This window comes from Pseudomonas sp. FBCC-B1667, assembly GCF_059133255.1.
Genome location: NZ_CP101437.1, coordinates 434,467 through 456,385, shown reverse-complemented (window position 1 = coordinate 456,385; position 21,919 = coordinate 434,467). Strand labels below are relative to the sequence as shown.

Here is a 21,919-nt window from a genome sequence, read left to right as displayed (position 1 = left end):
TTCGCCAAGTTCATGCGACTTATTGGCCCCACAACTTGACGCCTTATCGGACATGGCCGCGTGGGCGACCTCGATTTTGACTTTGACTACATCGACGTTAAAGCACGCGCCTTTTTATATGGCCGGATAGGCCGCTGCGGTCTGCGCCAGTTTGAGGACCTGACGCTGGGCAAGCATCAAGCGCCAGAGTTGAAACTTGAACCACTGGAAATATTTCAGCGAACCACTAACTGGCAAGTTTCGGCCAACCCGCGAGTACGAACGGATGGATACGCAAGCTGGTCAGGACCGGTATCCTTCCCGATTTTAGAGCTTACCTACCCGTCGGGCTGGTCAATAAAGATAAAATTGAAGTCATTCACGCGAAAGTGGTCGATTTCATCGAAATAGAGCATTAGAGGGCGACTGAGTGGGCATTTATCAGTATTAATCGGTGTCTGACACAGTCGTCGAAGGCCATTTCACCAAAGGGTGAAAATTTGGCTCTCGAATTAGAAGTTCCCGGGAGCTCCCGCTTGAAAATTGCTGTCGTCGTGAACTTACGTTCGCAACCAGACTTAATGTAACAGATTGATTCAAAGCGATGTTTCTTACATGGCTAGTAGGCCATTAGGCAAGTAACCAAGGGAAACTGACGAGCCCTTCAGGCCTCGCAATTTCAGTCACCAGCGAGCCCGGATCAGCACGTAAGACATGGGACAAAGAGATTTCTAGAGATACTTTGCTTTCGACCGCTAAAATGCCTCCAATGACCTGCGCCTACTGAGAAAAACCAGCAGACTTATGAACGATAAGTGCCACGAGATCGCAGTAGATCACGGAATACCTAGTGGCGCAGCCAAACTGGATGAGGTGATATATTGAACAACAGAGAGACCCTTCTTGATTTACGCCCGTTCCTAGAAGTTTCCGCTGGTTTTGTCCAGGAGCACGTAGCCCGTGCCATTGCCATCAAGGCGGGAAAAATGGGCCATGAATTCACCTTTCAGGACGCAAGCCGTGCCGGTCGTCTTATCACTGAAGCCAAACGTGAAAAGATGATCAAGGCGATGCGTTTTTCTCCACGCTACTACAGCTTTTTTCACTAAACATTCTGCATCTCCGGGTTTCGCTGCCGAGCAGCTACCGCACCAAAAACCGAATTAAACGCCAGCCGCTGCAACTTGGCCACACACGGGCGGGTGCAAATCTCCACATAAATCGAGCTGGACCAAAGCACCCCAATCCCACTCACCATGTATGCTACCCCCACCCCAAGAACCAAAAAACTAAAATTAGGAATCTTGCATCTCAATCTTGGATTTCGTCTCGCGAATACGGCGATAGATCTCCTCTCGATGCACTTCCAACTCTTTCGGCGCGTCGATTCCGAGCCTGACATACCCTCCCTTAACGCTGACAATTGTGAGCGTGATGTCGTCGTTTAAAATGGCGGCCTGCCGGGGCTCTATGGTTATCACCAACATATCAACCTCCCGTTTTTAATATAAAAAATCCCCGCATCGTTTTGAGGACGATGCAGGGCAAATGACATCACTGCTAAGAGCGTATGCGCCTAGGGAGAGGAGTTTCCGCATGGAATCCCTAACACAATCCGACTAATACCCTGGATTGCACCGCAAGTGCTCTTAGACCGTATTACACGTGAATTCAGCATGATTTTCTGTAGGGGAATCCTGAAGTTAGTACCTGCTGGGTGCAGCGCCGAGTTACTCTCAAGCACCAAATTAAAAAAGCCCCGCACCCAGGGAGGTGATGCGAGGCAAGCATGAAACATGAGGTAAGCCATCTGACACCAAGACAGGCTGTTTGCCTTAAACCGATCCAACGCTGTCCGACCACCGTTTCGAATGACGGTGCGAGCTTTCTAGGGATGGATTGAAGACCCGAAACCCCATTTATGCACAGAGCGCAGGACAAATTGATTCACACATTGGCAAATTTAAAGCAAAAAAAAAACCCGCAACCTGAGCAGATGTGCGGGCCAAAAAACCAAAACGAATGAGTGAGGTCGCTTGCGAATAGAGTGGACATGCTGCCCACATATACCGATTCCACTCTTACGCCTCCCTGATGCGTCGCAAGCAACCTCAGGGCACATTAAGCAACAATGAGCTGCATGTTGCTGTAGGGGAATCCTGAAAATCATCATGCCGGAGAAGGGCTGGACAGGGCGTGCTTTCAGCATGTCGACGCATTGACCAAGGTGTAAGTTAGTCCGCGGAAACGACTATAAAAACTCAGGGATTGGCAGATGCATACAAACGCAATCGGCGGTATCATAAGGGAAAATAAATCGCCCACTATACAATATACCTTGATTAAGATTGAATCGCAGCCCATTTAGCGATTCGTGATTACACCCTCCCCCTATACACACCCATTCCGCCACTACGACGCCTTGTTTTTTTTGACGCACAATCAAAGCTGCCGTGAGAGGATCTTTAGCGAAGCGATGAGTGTTGTGGAGCTGTTGTCTTTGCTTGGTCCTGTATAATTTTTTGAAAAACTGGATGAAGGTCGTAAACATGCAAGTAACTCTGAAAGGGCAAGAATATGCCCACACTTAAGCGGGCGTTTAGATAAGATTAACGTGCGCCAAGAAAGCTTAGTAAGCGCCACACTACCCATACGCCGGCACTGACAATAAGAATGCTCGCCACCACAGCCATTACGTGCCAAATCGTCAGCGCAGGGTTATCAATTTCGTTAAATCGAGCTTCCAGCTTTGAGAGTGGTTCTTTTTCTTCATCGCTCATTTAAAAATCCAAAAAAACGCATCTGACGCGAAATTTTCAGCGCCATGAGCACGTGACTCGCGTTAGCTTCATCAGCTTTTTGGAAACTGAAGCCAGACCCACCATTACTCTGCACTTCCTGCCGAGTCAAATAATGACTTCCCGCCACAGGCAAGCCGTTCAGTTTCTTAATATGCTTATTCGCTGCGAGCTCGGCTATCCCATGGGTTGCCGGCAGTCACCATCAACGATCCAATGATTGCGCCTTTTACGATGCAAACCAAATGTCTCCTTACCAATCATATCTGCGTACTTTCGAGGGAATGTCGCGAATTTAGCGCTGATATTAATATTGGGGTCGGTGCTTGGACAATCGATGATTACGTCGTTGGCAAACTCTTTTCTAACGGCGACAACGCCTCCGCAACAATAATTTTTCAGACTTAAATTTTTCCGTCGGAGCAGAACTCATCTGTCTCGCGTTATTTTAATAAGCCTTTACTAGTCACTGTCGCATGGCGCGCGAATTCAAAGAACGCACTTGAATCGACACTCATTGCTGGGAAGGCATTCGCGACAATTAAGTTCTTGACTAAGAAACCAACCCCTTTTCATTAATGTGCTTAGCTGGATCGCGCGCTGTGTTTACGGCGCTTTCATTCGGCTGACTTATTAATGATTTTTCGTCAAGTCTCACAGTGGGTTCTGAGCTTTTGATAACCCCTGCGATTACTCCAGTTAAAATAACAGCGGCAAGACCGCTTGCCACATACAAAGCCAGATTGTGTTCCTCTATCGTCTGAATTATATGTAGTGGATTGTCGATTTCTACGTAAACTGGCAGATGCACACCGATTTTTGCTGACATCAAGACTGCCTCCTCCTTTGTCATCAGAACTTTGTAACCTTGCTCAACAAGACCTTTCGTATGAATATTATTATATTTGAAGCAGTAGATGATGTACAAAACACCCAAAGTAGTCGGCGTTAAAAGCAACAAAACCAGGAAATTTTTCCAGTCCTTCCTAAATAGAGCGGGAAAAAATCCAAAAAATAACGTGGTCCAAGAGAATCCAATGGGTATCTCCTTAGACTCTCCGGTGTGTGCATTCTTCATTTTGATGGTTGACACTACTCCTTCCTTATTCCATTCGCACGATAGCCGACCCAACGGCGTACGAAAGTTTGAACCTAGCGCGCGCCGCGGTCTGTAGGGAATACCGTAAATACGCGTCTGGAATCCCTCTAGACTCTAGTGTGGAGAATGCCGGCGATGAGCTGGAGCTGATCAGGCTCTCCTATAGCCTGCGACAGGAACCCTTCGTAAAAGAGATCTTGTCTCACGGACAGAGACTGCTGTGGCGCCCAAAGGGGGATCAACGATTGCAGCACAGCGAAACCGAATAGCAACGCCCACGCGAGGCGACCAAGCGCAACGTTCATCCCCTGGACAATGAAGGATGCCAGGGAGCACGGTCATCATCGGGGAGGATTAAAGCATTAAATCAATCGCTCGAGTCAAGAAGCTCGAGACGCTGGGTGTGCTCAAACTGTTGTCAGGGGGCGTCAAGTCCGACCACCCACAATAGATCATCTGTACGAGGCCCCTGGGCGAGCTCCAACCTTCCATGTAAGTTGCTGTATGCGAGGGGCCGCCCCCACTTTTTCGATCAGCTATTGATGGTTTCCGCGTTCCAATTTCGAGCGTTTGAAAACGAAAATTTCGCCTGCCCAAAGGGTGTCGATTCTCAAAATGAAATCTCACTAATTTAAGGTCGGTCATTGCCCTGCTCCCCGCCATCTAGGACCCCTGACGCGATGAGCTGTGCAATCCCCTTTCGTACAGATATCAGATTGTTGTCGAGAGTGAGCAGAGCGTACCAGACGTTTTTTGTGGTATCGCCAGAGCCACCGTCCTCTATCCAGATGTTCAACTCTTTGGCAGCGATGCCTGCGGCCAGTTGATTTGCGTTGAGCAGCGCAGGAGGTCGGCAATCAACGTCGGGCTAATCATAGCGCTCTCCTATTTTCTTGAGAGGCTAGCAGCGTAGTAGCCACCGTCCAGTGAGCTAGATTGACCAAATGCGTGAACGATCGATCTCACCCGCGCTCGCAACGACAACAACCCTGCCGGATTTCTCCAGTTTCAAGCTCAAGCATTACGACGGGTCTGTTCACTTTCGACTTCAAACGTTGAGGTCGGGCGCGCCAGCCGCGTTTGAAACGCAGCTTAGTGACTTGAGGCCGAGTGTCAACGCAACGTTGAAATCATGTGCCTGCTTGGCCGGCTGGCCCCTGACTTCAAAACCATCGCTAACTTTCGTCGCGATAACAGCGCGGCGTTCACCGCGACGTGCCGCGCCTTTGTCCGGTTTTGCCGACAGGCCGGTCTGATAGCGGGGGCACCGGTGGCCATTTATGGCAGTAAGTTTCAGGCGGTGGCCTCAAGTCGCAAGCACCTGACCCCGAAAAAACTTAAACACCAGCAAGCGGTGCTCGACAAACGCATTGCGCGCTATCTGGCGCAGCTCGATGACGCGGATCGTGGCGAAGAGGGGGAATCGATTGACCGCTCGGCGGTGCAAGCGGCGCTTCGCGAATTGCAGGTAAAAAAGGCCAATAACCGGACCTGCCAAGTGCTGATGGAAGCTCAAGGGCTGGTTCAACACATTGTCGGCGAGTCCGATGCGCAAAAAATGCGAACGGCGTCCGGTTCGCTGGTGGCCTACAACATCCAGAGCGAGGTGGATGCTAAGCATTGCCTTATTTTGCATCACGAAGTCACTCAGGACGGCACCGATAACCGCCAGCTCGAGCCGATGGCCAAGGCCGCTAAAGATGAGCTGCAACAATCCGAACTTTGCGTCACGGCGGACGCCGGTTACTCCAACGGTACTCAATTCCAGGCGTGCGAGGACGCGGCTATCACCGCGTTTGTGCCGCCGAACAGAGCCAACAACCCTACCAGTGGCGAGGAGCAGTTTTTTGACCGGATAGACTTCAGCTACGACCAAGACACTGATCAATATCAGTGCCCCGCCGGCCAACAGCTGACACTCAAACAACTCAGCAAGGGTGATCGAATCTATCAGGCGGCCGTCAGCGACTGTCAAAATTGCCCGCTGAAAAGCCGCTGTACCAAGGCTCAGCGTCGTTACCTGATGCGCCATGCCCATGAAGTCGCGTTTGAGCGAATGGAGCGAATGGAGCGGTGAATGAAGGCCCATCCCGAGATGATGGTCAGTCGCCGCTCCATCGTCGAGCATCCCTTTGGTAACCTGAAACAATGGATCTTTGGCAATTGCCGCTTCTTGCTGCGCCAGTTGCAAGGCACTCGTGCAGAAATGGCACTGGCGGTGCAGGCTTACAACTTGAAAAGGGCCATAAAGGTGCTGGGAGCACAAAAGCTGATAGCGCTGATGGGCTGAGAAGGCCTTTATTTTTCAAATTCCAGAAAAGCAAATGCCCCGACTTGTCGGGGCATTTGCTTTAAACCGCGGCGGACTGCGTTTTCACACAGCCTGCTCCTAAGGCGGTTTTTTCGTCCTGAATTTAACCTGTGTGACCCGTCACAGTTCGACGCTGAATCCGCGCAAGCCGATGCCATCGGCAAACCGTCCCACGGCGGTCAAACTGGCCCAGGTGCGCACATGCTCGCGCCGCGAGCGCACCGGGATCAGCCGCGCAGAGGGGCCGCCGAGGCGGATCGACAGCCCCCAGGCCGACCCGCCGTCGACCTTGGCCACCAGGCACTTCCTGACCGCGTGTTGTTGCACCAGGTGCACCAGGGCGTCTTCGTGAATGCCTTCGCCGATCACTGTTCCAGCTCCAGCTCCAGCAGGCGCAACTGCAACGCCTGGTCGAACGCCATGTACAGCGCCTCGATATCGGCCGGGTTCAGCGCGCGCAGGGTTTCCACGCCCAAGGTAAAACCTTCGGCGCGGTCCGCCGCGTGCCAGGCCTCGGTTTTGGTCCCCGCCTGCTCGATAGCGCCCAGCAGTCTCAGCGCCTGGGCGCCCAGCGCTTGCGGCAGGTGCAGCGCCGCCAGCGGGTCGTGCTCATCGCGGGCGCTCATGCTCACACCTCCAGCGCGGCGAAGCCGGCGCGCCAGGTCTTCCAGCCGCTCATGGCGTAAGCCTTGAGCTGGATCAGCTGTTCAAAGGGCAGTGTGCCCGCGTCTTCCAGGCCGTCGAGGTAGGAGCACAGTTCGCTCAAGTAGTCGCCGTTATTGGAGAGCGTTGTGGATGCGGCCGGACCGGCGAAGGTAGTGTCATCATGACTAATACTGGCCTTGTAGATGTTCATCCGACCATAGGGCTGGATCCGCCCGATGCCATCGGCCACCCAATCGCCCTTGATCCGTGCACCGACGCGGGCGATCCAGCCATTACCCGCATCTTGCTCCACCTCAGCCGCAGAGAGGTTCAGGTTGTCGAAGTCGCTGTGCTGGAACACTAGTTGCGCTTGCGGTTCAATACTCCAGTGTCCGTTGAGCGGGTAAGCCTTGCCGGCTTCCATCGACGCCGAATAGCTCCGGGCCTTGCCTGACTCATTGGGGCTGTTATCTGGTTGGATGTCGTAACGATGACTGGCGCCCTGCAACACGTTGTCGACGTACCATCCTTCGGTGTTGCGCCAAGTGGCGTAGGCCCCCAGGTAATTGGAGTGAGTCTCGTTGCTACCCACCCGACCGATGCGCCCGCTAGCATCGCCGGAGACGCTGGCCTGGCCATTGAGGTAACCGACGTACACACCGGCGTGCCAGTCGGCATTGGCCCACAAGTCGGTGCCGGCTTGCAGGCCTACCACATGGCCGTCGCTGTGGGATTGCCCTGGGCCCGACGCAGCGATGTCGGCGTCGGCATACACCGTCCGTACCCAGCCCTGCCGCGTGTCATCCGCAGGCTGTTCAGAGATCCGCTCCGCAGTGTCTGCGTTGGTGACGCTCGATTCATCGCCCATGCGCTGATGTAGGTTACTGATCATCGCCAGATCAGCTTGTCGGACTTGCGCGGGCAAGGCCGTGAGTAACGGTACTTCCGCGCGATAGAGCGGTGTTTGCGGCTGATCCGGTTGACCGCCACTACCGCCTTCATCCGGAGGGGACGCGGACTGAGCCGAGCGCAGATACCAGTTTTCCCCCGTGCCATCGGTACCGCCAGCGAAAAGGCGGTATTCAAAAGCCCCGGCGTCGACGTGGCCGCCGGCAAGACTGAAGGCGTCGCGGGTGGTCTGCGCCGTGGTGGTTGATCCATTAGTGGCACCGACGACCTCGATACCGTTGCCGGCGGTGAGCCCGCCGAGTCCGCCGAGGTCATCGATCTGGATCGTAGTATGACCGCTCGCCGTTGCCGTCAGGCCATCCAGCAACAGCCTATCACTGACGCTGCCCGCACCGGCCAGGTCAGTGCTCAGGGCCAGTACACCGGCGTTGCCCACATAGGGACCGGTCACGGTCAGGTTGTTGCCGACACTGGGAACGTCCAGCCTCAGGGTGCCGCTGTTGTTCAGGCCGGCCAGTTGTTGATTGAAACCTGCGGTGTCCAGGGTCGCGCCAGCGGCCACGCGGGTGAACGAGGCGGCGATGAAGGTGTTAGCGCCACCGGCGCGCAAGGTCCCGGCATCCACTGCTGTGGCACCCCCTATAGGTTCGGGTGGAGATGCCCTGAGCTCCGCAGGATAGCGCTCTCGACGTGTGGCACTCTGGGTTCGCGCGCGACGCTTGCCCTTACCTTGGCGCAAGTAGCTGATGAGCTGGCGCTTCAGTTCGCCGCGCGGATAGGCATAAATGGCCAGGTAGATGGTTTCGTGACTCACATGTCGCTCGGTATGATCGGGCCAGATACCGCGTAGAATGCTGGCAATTTGCTGGGGCGACCAGCCAATGCGCAGCATTTCCATGATCACTTGGAACAACTCAGAGCCAGAGTATAAGCGCGACTGGCGGCGTGGCTTGTGACGTAGCACTCGAGCCCGGCTTGCGGCGTGAGCCGAATCGTATCGACCGAGTTGGCTGTGCCGTCGAATCTCACGGCTAATGGTGCTGGGGTGACGCCGGAGTACAGCGGCGATAGCTCGCAGCGTGAATTGTTGAAGCTGCATCACCATGATGGCGACCCGCTCCTAAGTGTTGAGATGTGTATACGTCGTGGGCATGGCAACACCTTACATCAGGTGTTGCACTTGCTCATTGAGACCGCCGAGCTTGATACCAAGTCAACATCCCACCCAGTCAGATTAGCCAGCATATGCCCGAACTGCTGGCTAATCTGACTGGGTGGGATGCCGTCCGAGCAGCAGAATAGGATCGCCGTGATGAGGTATCAAGAGTGAGCGACCTTTTATTTTGCTGGGTGCCCTCGGGTGACTTGTTTTGAGGTCCTAAAACGCTGGAATACAGCAACTATGGCGCATCACTACAAACCACTCCGGATACATTTTTTCCCGCGTTAAGGCCTTCTGCTGTCGCCCTAAGTAGTGTGCCATCAGTCATTACGAAGACATAGCGCTCGTTCCTACTTGCTGTCGTGCTGGTCCAGCTCTCGGTCTCATACTGTTGTCCAAATGGCCGGGGGCCCCACTCACCATAAAGATTACCCAGGACACGCTCACCCTTATCCCAGGGGTTGGCTTTTTGTGCAGTTGTAAATGCACTACTGCTAGGAATGGTCATGCCCATTCCTTGGCAGACTTTAAGCATATCACCATAATATCCAGCTTTCGCTTTTGTGTTAACAAACCTGCGAGTTGGATTGATTGCATAAGTAACTGGGTTGCCACCCGCTATATTATATACCTCAATATTAGCAGTGCCTTTCTCCTTTAAAGTCACTCTTCCAGACCAGTTGTTGTCATTGTGGACAATCGCGTTCGTTGCATTGCTGGAGCGATAAGCAAAGTCGCGCTGATTTTTAAGTCCGACAAACTCAAAAAAGGCGCCATCGTAGCCGGTTTTTGGAAAGCCGACGTTATTGGTAAACTGATGGCCGTTGGACAGAATATTACCCAGCGCACGTGGTGCTGGCGCGCTACCGGCCACACACAACCCACGATCGTACGGGCCGGCGTCATTATAGTTGTTACTCATTACTCCGTCCGCCAACTGCACAATCTGGTGCGTGCCCTGAGTCGCACCGACAGTGCCGGTCCAATAGCTATTGCCGGTATTAACCCCGTAAGCCTCCATATTGCCCAGCGACGCTACCAGCGACTGGAGTTCGCCCGTGGTTCCCGGGCGTTTATTGGCGTTGCTTTGCCCGGCACAAGCCTTGGCCATGTCGTACCAAGTACCTTGGCCAAACGGTGCGTTCCAGGCAATCGAGCTCCGCAGGCCCAGCGTAGTGCTGGTCATTGCGCCCACCGACGTACTGGTTCGCGGAGTCACTTCGACTTTCAGCTCTTCCGCCGCGCTGGCCGAAGGAATCGTCAGGCTCGGGAAGGTGAAGGTTTTAGCGGTTGCACCGCTTACCGCTGCTCCCTTCCAATACCATTGGTAGGAGGTTCCCGATTCGGCGTCACCATTAAAGGTGTAGTTGGCTTGGAAACTGCCACGGGCTGCGGTCGGCTTTTCAATGACCAAATCAGTAATGTTGACACTCGATACTGCTAACGCGCCAACGGCCGTTACCGGCGCTCCCACCACTGTGTCGTAACTGGCCGGGGTGATTTCAACCACCAGCCATTTACCGCCATCGCCGGCCACTGGGGTATAGCTAGCCGCTGTAGCCCCGGTAATCACTGTCTTGCCAGTGGTACCGTTGTTCGCGGTAGCGGTATACCACTGGAAGCGTGATTGGTCGGGAATGGTCGAATTGCCATTATACGTATACAGCGCCGTTACCGGCACTCCCACTGTGGCGGCGGGGACACTGGCTGCCGTAACCGTTGGTACCAACTCCGGTGTTCCGGTGTTGGCACAGGCATACCAATAGATGTTGCCGTTAGCGTTCCCAGCTCCGCGTCCGTCTTCACCGACGTAGATGTAATCATGACGTGTGGCATCACCCGACTTGGCCCAAAACACGTTGCCCCCCCAGCCATAGGTTCGGCCGAGATCACCTCCACCGGAAGTTCCTACTTCGTTGGCACGAGTATACGTGGTGAACAAGGTCCGTAGCTCGCCTGTTGTAGGGAGGCGCTTGTTTTGACTTGCGCAATACATATACGCATCACCCCAACGGGCGCTGTTAGGCGGACGGGAGTACTCTGCAAGCAATTGCGCACGTGGCGGTAACACTGGCGACAGACTCACGGCGCTCGTCACCGGTGCTACAGCCAAATCGGGGTCGGCCGGGGGCATGGATCCAGGCTGGACCTGCACGGTCAGAAACTTTTTGTTTTGCGCAGCCGTGGGGACGAAGTTCAGGGCCGTGGCCCCAGAAATCGCCACGGCATCGGCGAACCACTGCACCTGAGTCCGGCTAGGGTCTTCCAGATCACCATCTAGGTCGCTGTAGGTGTAAGCGGCCTTCATGTCGTCACCCTGAGCTGGGGTTTTTCCGGAAGCACTCTGGTTGCTCGTGGTCGGTATGTTGAGCGTCGGAGCTCGGCCGATCACTGGAGCAGTCAAAGGCGACGCAGTCGGAGCCGCAGCCAGAGACGTGCTGGACATGGCGAGGATCACATAATAAGAAACGAGGCGCATTGAATAGCTCATTTTTAACAAGAAGCGAGCGAATTTCCGACTAATAGAGCCTGAGATTTTTCCATGCCCAAAACCTACAATTTGAGGGAGTGGGGTCGATAGTGCTAATGAATAATTATAAAAAACAATCAAGTCATTGACTATAATGACAAAATCCACGACCGCAGTGACGCCTGCTGTTCGATAGGACGACAACGTTGAAGCCGTTTCTGGTGACTTCCCCGCTCCAACAACAGCGTAGCACGCGGCTCATTTCCCAGCGCATCAGTCGGTGAAAGGATTCGAACTTATCTGTCGCTAAAAGCTAAAACAAATCAATCAGCCTCCTCTTGAAGCTCCTGCATATCTCAAGAGCGTAGCCATTATGACCTCGGCCATTTCAGCCACTCCGGGAAGATGACCTCATAATGACATTCCGGCTCGAGTTGCTGGCTCAAGGTATTTGTCCTTTTTAAGGTAATGGGTATCTCGCTCTGAAGGACTCTATCGGTGACCAGGTTGAACGCCTGCATGCTTGAAGACATGCGCGTAGCCCCTGTTAATCACCTCTCAAATAAAAAGCAAGGCTTGTAGCGATCTTGCACGTCCAGATTTTATATTTTCAAGTTGTAGACTACGCTAATACATTACTGTTTCAACATTATTTAAAGCAAGATCTGAATATCACTTGCACCTTAAAATCGCCCTCGCTCCATCCACTCAATATCCGGATAAAAAATTATGTCTGCGGATGCAATACACGACAAAAGTCGCAGCACGGTCGTAACCCTTTATTCTGCTCTAGATTAATCGAGTGGTAGCGTGGCGGCTCTTCAAACCATCCTTCGTTATAGAATCACGAGGATTATATGAGCCCTATATTTAGAGTTGCTCGCGTGCTTACACGAAACCCTTTTTTTTGTACTATCGTTATATGCAGAGAAAAATTCCGGAGGCATATGCGAACGAGCCGTTAGCAAAAATCCGTTGTTTTTCGGCTATCACCCTGCTCCGCTTGCAGTGGGCTTTCTATTATTGAGCTTAGGTGCAACGCCAAACTCTGCGCTAGCCCAAACCATCGAGTTCACAACAGATTCGACCGTCGATATTGGAAGCGCGACAACAAATGTCAGTGGTATCACCGTCAGTAATGACACCACAGCACGCTCATAGGTGCGGGTGGCACGCTTGACTATACCGGTGGTGTTTTTCGCCTTGGCGGTACGGTGAATGGGACGCAAAAAAAATTGGACATGTCGGGACTGAGCAATTTCGTGTCCAATAATACTACGATCAGCGCTGATCAAATCCAGATTGGCAACAATCAGCTTCCAGAACGGTATTACAGGCGGCACGCTGGTTCTGCGTGGCACGAACGGCACTGACGCCATTACCAATTGGAATATTGGTACAGGTGCAAATAGCAATTACACGCCTTCTATTGGCGTTGTGGATCTTAGTCAAGGTTCGTTGAGCGCACAGGTCGAAAATTTGCTCATTGGTGAATCGCTCGGCTTATCTCAATCAGCCACTGGCAGTTTGATAATGGATAATGGCACGTTAGATGCCGGCACGATCATTCTTTGGCAACTCGGCGGGGCGGGAAACGGTGGCGCTCCGGGCGTTCTAACGATCAACGGCGGCACCGTCCGAACACGGGTTTTCACAATAGCGGTCTGTCCGCCCCCAGCGGACTAGCAAGCGGCACCATCAACATTAATGGCGGCGCTGCTTTGGATGCACAAACAATACAAGGGGGGGGGGGCAGGTACTGCCTCGAGAACAATTAACTGGAACGATGGCACGATCGGAAACTATACCGACGGCGACAACATGACCGTCTCCGATGTTTCCATTCTGCTGTCCGATGGCGGCACGCATACATTTGAGGTCGATGGTACCTCCGCAATAGCGACCGTGAACTCCGTGCTAAGCGATGCGAGTGGCGCAGTCAGCGGTGGCGCGCTTACAACATCGGGGACGGGCACCCTCACACTCACTGGCACCAATACCTACTCGGGCGGCACCATTTTCAATGCCGGCGTGCTGAGTGTCGGCGCGGACGCCAACCTGGGCGCCGCCGCGGCTGGACTGACTTTTAACGGCGGCACATTGCAACTGGGCAGTGATCTCACCACTGCCCGCGCCATCACGATCAACACTACGGGCTCCATCGATACACAGGCCAACGCCGACACACTGACGGGAGCAATCGGAGGTTCTGGCGCACTCGTGAAGCAGGGCAGCGGTACGCTGACGCTCACAGGAACCAACACCTACAGCGGCGGGACCACGATCAGCGGCGGGGTGCTGCAGATTGGTGATGGCGGTACCAGCGGTTCCATCGTCGGCGACGTGAACAACGATGCCACGCTAAGACTCAATCGTTCGGACGCGGTCACCTATACCGGTATTATCTCTGGCACTGGTGTACTTGAACAGGCAGGCAGCGGTAACACAATCTTGACGGGGGACAACACCTACAGCGGTGGCACCACGATCAGCAACGGGACGCTGCAAATCGGTAATGGAGGCACCACTGGTTCCCTTGTCGGCAATGTGAGCAATGCGGGCACCCTGATCCTCAATCGTTCCGATGTCTTTACCTTAGGCGGTGTCCTCTCCGGAACAGGCAGCCTAACGCAGGTGGGGAGCGGCACCACCATATTGAACGGCGCCAATACCTACAGCGGTGGCACGACATTGAAAGCGGGTCAGATCAAGGTGGGCCACAACACTGCCCTGGGCACCGGCCCCCTGGCCATGGATGAAGGCACGACGCTGGGCTTTACTGTTGATGGATTGAACCTGGCCAACGGAATTGAGTTGACCGGCACCACCGATCCGGTGATCGATACTGGGGCCTTCACTGAGACCTTGTCGGGCGCGATCAGTGGTGCGGGTGCTCTCACCAAGCAAGGAAGTGGCGTGCTGGTGCTGAGCGGTGCCAACACCTACATTGGCGCTACCGACGTGGCACAGGGGACATTACGTGCCGGCGGACCTGCCTCCTTCAGTGCAGCTTCTGCCCATAGCGTCGCTCCGGGGGCCACTCTGGATACCGCTGGCTTCAATCAGCAGGTTGCAGCCTTGAACAACAGTGGTCGGGTGAGCTTGCTCAGTGCCAGCCCCGGTAGCGTACTGACCGTCACCGGCCCCTATAGCGGGAACGACGGGGTCTTGGTCTTAGGCACGGGTGCCGCCGGCAACACCGGCGTCAGCGATCGGTTGGTGCTCGATGGTCCGACGGCCAGCGCGAGCGGCAATACGACCATCCAGATCAACAATCTCAGTGGGCTAGGTGCATTGACTTCCGGGAATGGCATTGAGGTCATCGGGGCGAGCAATGGTGCCACCACTACCGCACAGACCACGCAGAGCGCATTCAGTCTGGCCGGGGGGCATGTGGATGCAGGTGCCTATGAATACCGTCTATTTGCTGCTGATGCGCAGGGCGCAGGAGAAAACTGGTACCTGCGCTCTACTTTGGCAGCACCGTCAGGAGGCTCGGGAGGCCAAACGCCTGCTTATCGAAGCGAAGTCCCGCTCCTGACAGCCCTCCCGGCGCAAATCAGGCAGGAAGATTTGGCCATGCTGAGCAATCTGCATCGACGCGTTGGGGATGAAGATGCGCCGGACAACCGCTCGACCAAAACCTCAAGTCGAGACCCTGAGGAGTTTCGTGAGTCTTGGGTTCGGGTGGTATATGCCGACTTGAATATTTCCGAATCGGGAGCTGCAAAAGCCGAGAGCGATGGGCATGTTGCTGGCCTGCAAATCGGCACCGATCTATGGGCAAATGCCGAATGGCACACCGGCATCTATTTCGGTTACCTCAATGGGGATGTCAACGTCTCCGGCAATGCCCACGGGCAAAATGGCCAAGTAGGCAAGACCGACCTCAGCTCCAATTACCTAGGTGCTTATGCGACGTGGAGAAACAACGAGGGCTGGTATTTCGACAGCGTATTGCAGGGTGGCAGTCATGACTATGACATCAATCCCGATAACAACCAGAACAAGTCGGGTGAGGCGAAAAGTTATGCCGCGTCGGTGGAGACTGGCAAAGCCTACCCTTTGAACGATCAATGGAGCATCGAGCCGCAGGCGCAATTGATATTTCAGCACAGTGATTTTGACAACTTGAACGTCTCTGGCGCGCAAGTGGATCAGGAAACCGGTGATGGGTGGATTGCCCGCCTCGGAGTGCGAGTAAAGGGAGACTTGCTGTTTGACCAAATTGGTCGTGTACAACCGTATGGCCGACTCAATGTTTACCATGCCAGCATCGGTCATGATAAGACCACCTTCTCGGGTCCTGCAGGCTCTGCGGATCTAGTAAACAATGGTGACTACATCTCCGGGGAAGCTGCTGCAGGTGCGACCATTGCTCTGACCTCAACGATGAGCCTGTACGGTGAAGTCGGACACATGTGGGATATCAGTGGCGACACTCGGGTGAAATCTGATGTCCAAGCATCAACGGGGGTGAGAGTTCGCTGGTAACTCAGTGATGCGGAGCAATTTTGTCCGATCGAGGTGAAAGATCGCTTACCGGGTCATTGGAAATACATCGCAATCATGGCTCCCTAGAAAATGTTCCATATCGAGAGATATGGAGCATTTTCATTATGGCTCGCATCCAGGGGTGTCGCCCCGCAGGGAGACACACCTGTTCCCATTCATGCAGGGGGAACGCCCCGTCACCCCACTTTTGGCGGCGTGCTTGTCGCACACTCGATCAAGCTGAACACCCTTTTGTGATCTAGGCCTGCTCACGAGCGGTCCTTCGCCGATTGGCCGGACTGCGGGCGGGTCACGGAAAATCAATATCTCATCGGTTGCTCCGCGGCCGGCGTTTCGGCTCGAATACGGCCATCGATATAGGGGTATCATTCTGTCCCTATGCCGCAGAGCTTTATTGCGTAAGGGTTATAGAGGGGCACGGTTTCAGTCGCTCCTAATTCTGTACGAATCAGGCTTTGCTCCAGCTTCCCAACTTCGCTCCAGTTTTCACTGGAATCGATCCATTGGACGAATTTGCGTGCCGTGGCCAAGCTGATTTGCAATGAACCTGGCAAAAGATGACCCGCCCGAAAACCCTCACCGACATTCAGCGTTCTGCACGGCTTTTTAACCTCTAATTCCCTGCCTTCGCGAGCAGGGTTATGGGGCAGAATTTCAGTACCCCGACGACCGGCCCGGCCATCAACCGGCAACGGATCGAGAAAAAACCTCTCCGTCACTTGGTAACGGTTGTCCGGCATCCATGTTGAAGTTGAAGTGGATTACTCCGACGATTTGGCCTCCGTTCGCGGCGCCTGAAAACATTACTTTGGGCAAACTGCACCATGTCATCCATGTCATCCATGTCATCCAGGTCATCCAGGTCGTGATGGTGTGGAGTGATAACCATCTGCATGAATTTGAAATTGCGGGTGAGAGTTACGGCATGCCCGATACTGATGGCTGGGGCCGGCGGTAAATCCGGAAGCCCGTAAACGCTGAGCAAGGCGCGGAGTGGAAAGCGGGCATTCAATTATCTCTACGACTTCAGTGACAGTTGGCATCACCATATCAACGCCGAAAAATTGCTCCCCGCTATTGCCTGTCCTCAGATTCCATATTGCGTCGACGGAGCCAATGCATGCCCGCGTCGAAACGTGGGTGGCAGGCCCGGCTACGAGGTGTTTCTGGTTGCGACGGCCAATCCCGATTATCCAGACGCACGACGCCATTGCATGGAAATGTTTTTGAGCCGGCGGTAGTTGAGTGCGAACGCGTGAATCAGTGGTTAAACGGATTCAGGTTTGAGTCGCAAGGCGATGTTGGTCGGACGCTTACGGCCCCCCCGCTACGCCACGACCAATCAACGGGCGGGAAAGTCCGAGGTCGGTGGGGAGCTGATCATCATGAATTGGGGAGCCCGCAGCTTTGCGGGGCTACTTTAGCGGAGGAACCCCTTAAATGCCGGCATTCAGGAAGATGCAATGATGATCACCGGTGCGGTGACCCCTGCCACCATCGGCGGAATATGAAACTGACATTGAGTGTCGTAATGAAGTGGACGCTGGAGTCGGAGTGGCTTCGCTGCCCCATGAACGAAAAAAAGCCCTGTAGACCGACAGGTAAACAGGGCAAAGGCGTTTTTGTCGAATGCGGATGTCTGCTGCTAGAGCCGGTGCCCCACCATTGGGGAAACATCCCCTAGCGGACGTGCGTATCCGAACATCCACTCGCTCATTAAATCGGTCACTTGAGCGTTCGTCTGTAGGGATAACCTTGATTTACATACAGGCTGTTCTTAAACGGGGTCTTGATCCGATTTGGTATGGAGGCTCTTGATGCGTTTGAATATTTCTTCGCGATGCACCGCGACATGTTTTGGGGCGTCGACCCCAACTCTAACCTGATTACCCTCGATCCCGACTACTCTGACGGTGGTCTCGTCGCCGATCATTATGACTTCTTGCAACCCTCTTTTTACTACGAGCATAATCAATTCCTTTTAATTTTTTTAAAAAAAAGCCCCGCACCTTGAGGATCGAGTGCGAGGCTAAAGGTGCTGCCTGAATGAGTTCGCTGGCGTTTAGGGAGTGAGATTTACCCAAACCAAAACAGCCCTAACCTAACCAACGCAAGCCAATCCCGTGTCTGCGCCGCCAGCGACCCTGGATCAATTAGGCGACGAATGGTCATGATTTTCTGTAAGGTAATCCTTCAATTCATTGGCCGCATTCATCTCCAGAGAGAAATGCAGCGTATCTAATGGCAGTGGCGCGTCCCGGCCTTCTTGTCGTTATGACAGCCATATTTGTCTGTTCGTCCCCCATGCGCTACTGCCGAAAATGAAGCGGTAGCCAGAATCGCAACCAATGTCCAAGTAATCACTTTCATATTATAGCGCCTTGTTTTTTTGAATTAGCTCACTGAATGCAGCTGCGAGAATCCCCGCAGGCATGGCGATCAGTCCTATTCCGCTAATTGCGGTTATTGCCGACAAAAATTTACCGATCACGGTTATAGGGTAAATATCTCCGTACCCAACCGTTGTTAGAGTCGCAACCGACCACCACATCGCTCGAGGAATACTACCAAAGCTATCGGGTTGCACTTCGCTTTCGGCAAGATATAGAAGTGAAGATGAAAGTATCATGATGATTATTGCTGCGGAAAAGCTTATTAACAGCTCTTCTTTTCTGGACTTCACCGCTGCAAGCATCGCGTACAGAGCGCCAGAATACCTTCCGAGCTTAGCAATCCGCAAAATGCGTAATAGTCTTACCGCTCGTACCAGGAATCCATTTGATCCCATCAGGGTAAAACAAGCACTAACCACTACGACTAAATCTATCACTGCCATGGGAGAGCACATGTAGTGAATTCTTGTAGAGAAGACCTTATCTTCTTTCGCGGTCCAGACTCGGGCGACGTACTCAGCCAGGAACGTCACAATGAAAAACAACTCTAGATATTTGAAAAGCAGTTCGCGACCGGACGTAACGACTGGTTCGGTTTCTAATATTGCTGTTGTGATGGACAGTATTATTAGCGCGCATAATATTTTGTTGGTCGTGGTGAGCCCTCTATGGGGGGTCTGGTGGGTATTGATTGCTTTGAATACAATGCCCCTCCATTTATCTATTAAGGTCTTCAACATGACAACTCCTGTGTTTTAACGAAAGCTAAGTGCTCGCTAGCAAATAACGTTTTCGCCTCGCATTGAAATCAAGAACGCCTACCTTGTATGTAGGGAGAGCCCTCAAAAGAATTTTTGTTTGGTAAAATCGGCATAGCGGACAGGCCGGGGTCTGCCTCAGACTCCTATATTATTAGGTACCTCAATGCGCCGCATGCTCGATTTGGTAAAAATGGTTAATGAGGCCCACCCGAATGATCCGTTCTTCGTCGCTCTTGATGAGACCCTTCGCATGTCTTCACAAGCCCGAGCGACTTACAAAGCTTATGACAAAGCCCTTTCGAGTTTGGATGCAGAATCATGGAGCGTTCTTTCCCAGAAGGCCGTCGACCACTTTCTAGATCACCGCAGCGGCCAACGTAAACAGGGATTTTTCAATCAACTGAATGAAGCGTTCGCTTATCAGTTCTTGCTTCGACAAGGCTTTAATACCGTTGAGATTTTGCAGGAGGACGGAACCAGAAAGCGGGACATTGCCTACAGGGATGGTAACAATCGTCGCTACTGTGAGGTGAAATCCATTGGTATCTCGGTCGATGAGATAAGGCGCTTCAGCGCTAAAGACGTCTTTGATGCGTCTGTCTACAAAGAGTTATCTGGCGGCTTTATGAAAAAACTCGACTCTGACCTAAAGCAGGCACATCAGCAGATATCGAGCCAAGGCGGTCGAGGTCTTGTTTTCCTTGTCGCACGTTTCGACGACTTTACCTTGGACCATTACGAGCGCTATCGACAACAGCTTTCGGAATTTTTGATCAGCCATGAGGTGGAGGAAGTGTTTGTTAAAGTCGGCCTTCTCGGAAGTAAGCGTATACACAAGCGATGTGGACGACTCGACGCAGATGATGAGTGTCGATAAGAAATAGCCGAAAATTGCCGCTATAGGCACCTGTGCGCTCGACCCAATTCGTCAGCTCCATTATGGCCCCCTCTAGGGCGAGCTGTTGTTCGTTGATCTTAAAACGCAGAAAGCAGCAACTCACTGTGTGCCACACAAACTTAAAACCAGCTACGATCGTCCTCCAACTCGGCGCGACACGCAGTCAGCTGCGCCCCATAGGTTTGTGCCTGACGCTCGACTTTACGCGCGACTTCCATCAGCCAAGGTTTTTTTCGGTAGGATTGGCGACTATACCCGCCACGGCCTTCGTGATAGGCCAAGTACTGGTTGTACGTATCCCATTTGGAAATGCCGAGCTGGCGATGGGTGCCGGTGGTGTACCACCCGATGAACATGATGGCGTCATCAAAGTTGTGACGTGCTCCGCCATTACCGGTAGCTTTTTTATATTCGCCCCACACCGGATTTTGTGCCTGCGGATAACCGTAAGCCGAGCTCACGCGCCCCCATGGGATCACCCACAGAAGGTAATCACGAGGCGGTAAGGCATCAGCGATGAAACTGCTTTCCTGTTTCATGATCGCCATTGCCACATGCGGAGGGGTTCCCCATGCTTTTTGCATGTCGAGCGAGTCCTCATACCAACCTGGATACTGGCGGTAAATATTGCACAGATTTTTCTGATCTTTCGGTGGCGCTGTAGTGCAACCAGCCAATCCCAACATCAGTAACAATGTCCCAACGTGCGCACGCATTCTTCTTTGCCCTCCGAATGGAACAGGGCTTTGCTCGCCCTCGTAAAGCTGCGCGCCTGCACCGCCCAACGAGGTTCTGAAGGGCTGTCGCCGTAGAGGGTCACTCACTCATAGGGCCCACTTTGTAACCAACTGATGCGCCCTTCCAGGACATCATGTGATTTTTATCCGATCGAGCGTGGTACCAAGGATCGACAACGCTTAACAAGCTGGCCGCCTTGATGGGCCTCTGCGCGGGAACTAATAAAAAAAATCGCTATCGACGATGGAACATTCACAGACATGGACCTTCCCTGGAGCCCTATGCGGGCTGAGAATGCCTGTTAAGCGTTCTACAATTGTCTTCAGGGGATCGGCCTGTTCCTGGCGCAGCGAAGAGCCCGTTTATACGCAAGGCTTTCAATCAAATCGTGCCTAGCATCCCCACGTATTTAACTGCCGCGCCATAAACGAGATCGCGAGCGCCAATGAAGACTTATAATCGAGCAAGCTTACTCATCCCGGCATTGGCTTGCCTGTTGTTACAAGCCTGTTCGGACCCCGAAGACTCCCAACGAGCGGCTGACAGGACCGAACCTCCGTCAACAGTGTCAGATGCAAGCATGCGGGATAAATGCTCATCTTTTTTTTCAACTTACTTCCAAAAGCATTCCATTGATGGAGTCAATCGCCTCAAAGCGGTCGCTCCTGCGGGGGGACCGTTATCACCGCAGGAGAAATGTGATTCGCCTCGATAGCCCCGGGCGCCGGATGGCAGCAAGATTCAGCGTTGCACCCGCTCATCGAGAAACAGTCGACGGCCGATCAGCGTCGATCGACCAGACGCTCCAGTCCTATCAGACTTGAGCTCAGCCAGGCAAAGCCTTGACCTCCCCAGCCTAGCCGAGTGGCTTTAGCGGCAATTTGAATTTTCGCGTCTTTCTCGAGGGGTGTCGGCCACGCGGAAGACAGACCAACGTCGTCAAGACAAACGCTCACGCAACGCCACACAATCTACGTATCCAGGCGCACCGGTTGCCGGCCTATACCGCACAGCACTAGCCCCGCTACCCATTGCAGACATTCCGATTCACCTCGCCATCGTATGCGGGCGCAATCCCCAACCGTCCGAGGCGTTGGCAGGAGGCCATGCTTCGCCTGCGCGTACGTCCCCGCATCGCCTTAACCGTTTTCTACCGGATTAGCCATTTAGCTATAGCCAGCTCTTCGGAAGAACGCAGTGCAGGATCAATTCGCCCGCCGGGAGCAGATTGACGTCAACGG

Annotated in this window: 16 protein-coding genes and 4 pseudogenes; 8 read left to right on the top strand and 12 right to left on the bottom strand. The window is 53.5% G+C overall.

The window, feature by feature from the left end; genetic code table 11:
• The first annotated feature begins 60 nt into the window (after positions 1-60).
• Positions 61-390 (top strand): hypothetical protein, encoded by a 330-nt coding sequence (locus NL116_RS01955; RefSeq protein ID WP_494375799.1) that lies wholly within the window; start codon positions 61-63, stop codon positions 388-390.
• Between the two features lie 470 nt (positions 391-860).
• Entirely contained in the window at positions 861-1,088 is a 228-nt protein-coding gene (locus NL116_RS01950; protein WP_494375798.1) for a hypothetical protein, read from the top strand.
• 186 nt (positions 1,089-1,274) lie between these two features.
• Here NL116_RS01950 and csrA (NL116_RS01945) read toward each other — a convergent pair whose 3' ends face one another.
• The 3 genes from csrA (NL116_RS01945) to NL116_RS01935 all read right to left on the bottom strand — a co-directional run bounded on the left by csrA (NL116_RS01945) (position 1,275) and on the right by NL116_RS01935 (position 3,870).
• Entirely contained in the window at positions 1,275-1,466 is a 192-nt protein-coding gene (gene csrA / locus NL116_RS01945) for a carbon storage regulator CsrA (protein ID WP_494375797.1), read from the bottom strand.
• Positions 1,467-2,588: 1,122 nt separating this feature from the next.
• Complete coding sequence (locus tag NL116_RS01940) at positions 2,589-2,759, bottom strand: hypothetical protein (RefSeq protein WP_494375796.1); 171 nt, start codon at positions 2,757-2,759, stop codon at positions 2,589-2,591.
• Positions 2,760-3,330: 571 nt separating this feature from the next.
• Positions 3,331-3,870, bottom strand: a complete 540-nt coding sequence (locus NL116_RS01935) for a hypothetical protein (protein WP_494375795.1) — start codon at positions 3,868-3,870, stop codon at positions 3,331-3,333.
• 1,105 nt (positions 3,871-4,975) lie between these two features.
• On the opposite strand from NL116_RS01935, the pseudogene NL116_RS01930 reads away from it, so the two are divergent.
• A pseudogene (locus NL116_RS01930) lies at positions 4,976-6,166 on the top strand (IS1182 family transposase); the annotation flags it as partial.
• A gap of 141 nt (positions 6,167-6,307) precedes the next feature.
• Here the strand turns inward: NL116_RS01930 and NL116_RS01925 are convergent.
• The 5 genes and pseudogenes from NL116_RS01925 to NL116_RS01905 all read right to left on the bottom strand — a co-directional run bounded on the left by NL116_RS01925 (position 6,308) and on the right by NL116_RS01905 (position 11,541).
• Positions 6,308-6,556 (bottom strand): hypothetical protein, encoded by a 249-nt coding sequence (locus tag NL116_RS01925; RefSeq protein ID WP_494375794.1) that lies wholly within the window; start codon positions 6,554-6,556, stop codon positions 6,308-6,310.
• Positions 6,553-6,813, bottom strand: a complete 261-nt coding sequence (locus NL116_RS01920; protein ID WP_494375793.1) for a hypothetical protein — start codon at positions 6,811-6,813, stop codon at positions 6,553-6,555. The genes NL116_RS01925 and NL116_RS01920 overlap by 4 nt, the downstream gene beginning before the upstream one ends.
• A gap of 2 nt (positions 6,814-6,815) precedes the next feature.
• Entirely contained in the window at positions 6,816-8,303 is a 1,488-nt protein-coding gene (locus NL116_RS01915; RefSeq protein ID WP_494378166.1) for an autotransporter family protein, read from the bottom strand.
• A gap of 84 nt (positions 8,304-8,387) precedes the next feature.
• Positions 8,388-8,846: pseudogene (locus NL116_RS01910) on the bottom strand (transposase); the annotation flags it as partial.
• Between the two features lie 295 nt (positions 8,847-9,141).
• Positions 9,142-11,541, bottom strand: coding sequence for a hypothetical protein (locus NL116_RS01905; protein WP_494375792.1), 2,400 nt, complete (start codon positions 11,539-11,541; stop codon positions 9,142-9,144).
• 1,134 nt (positions 11,542-12,675) lie between these two features.
• Between NL116_RS01905 and NL116_RS01900 the strand changes: the two genes are divergently transcribed.
• From NL116_RS01900 to NL116_RS01885, 4 genes and pseudogenes are all read left to right on the top strand, one after another.
• Positions 12,676-13,059 (top strand): hypothetical protein, encoded by a 384-nt coding sequence (locus tag NL116_RS01900; protein WP_494375791.1) that lies wholly within the window; start codon positions 12,676-12,678, stop codon positions 13,057-13,059.
• Positions 13,060-13,194: 135 nt separating this feature from the next.
• Positions 13,195-15,867: an autotransporter family protein gene (locus NL116_RS01895; protein WP_494375790.1), complete on the top strand. Its 2,673-nt coding sequence runs from the start codon at positions 13,195-13,197 to the stop codon at positions 15,865-15,867.
• Positions 15,868-16,436: 569 nt separating this feature from the next.
• Positions 16,437-16,611, top strand: a pseudogene (locus tag NL116_RS01890) (DNA adenine methylase); the annotation flags it as partial.
• Positions 16,612-16,630: 19 nt separating this feature from the next.
• A pseudogene (locus tag NL116_RS01885) lies at positions 16,631-17,170 on the top strand (plasmid pRiA4b ORF-3 family protein); the annotation flags it as partial.
• 495 nt (positions 17,171-17,665) lie between these two features.
• On the opposite strand, the gene csrA (NL116_RS01880) reads toward NL116_RS01885, so the two are convergent.
• From csrA (NL116_RS01880) to NL116_RS01870, 3 genes are all read right to left on the bottom strand, one after another.
• Entirely contained in the window at positions 17,666-17,857 is a 192-nt protein-coding gene (csrA, locus tag NL116_RS01880) for a carbon storage regulator CsrA (protein ID WP_494375789.1), read from the bottom strand.
• A 269-nt stretch (positions 17,858-18,126) separates the two neighbouring features.
• The gene (locus NL116_RS01875) at positions 18,127-18,258 is read right to left on the bottom strand and encodes a YHYH domain-containing protein (protein WP_494375788.1); all 132 of its coding nucleotides are present in this window, start codon (positions 18,256-18,258) and stop codon (positions 18,127-18,129) included.
• Between the two features lies 1 nt (position 18,259).
• Positions 18,260-19,021: an ion transporter gene (locus NL116_RS01870; RefSeq protein ID WP_494375787.1), complete on the bottom strand. Its 762-nt coding sequence runs from the start codon at positions 19,019-19,021 to the stop codon at positions 18,260-18,262.
• Positions 19,022-19,205: 184 nt separating this feature from the next.
• Here NL116_RS01870 and NL116_RS01865 point away from each other — a divergent pair, with 184 nt between their 5' ends.
• A complete protein-coding gene (locus tag NL116_RS01865) occupies positions 19,206-19,919 on the top strand; it encodes a hypothetical protein (protein ID WP_494375786.1) in 714 nt (237 codons plus the stop codon).
• Positions 19,920-20,059: 140 nt separating this feature from the next.
• On the opposite strand, the gene NL116_RS01860 is transcribed toward NL116_RS01865, so the two are convergent.
• Positions 20,060-20,656, bottom strand: coding sequence for a transglycosylase SLT domain-containing protein (locus NL116_RS01860; protein WP_494375785.1), 597 nt, complete (start codon positions 20,654-20,656; stop codon positions 20,060-20,062).
• Between the last annotated feature and the right edge of the window lie 1,263 nt (positions 20,657-21,919).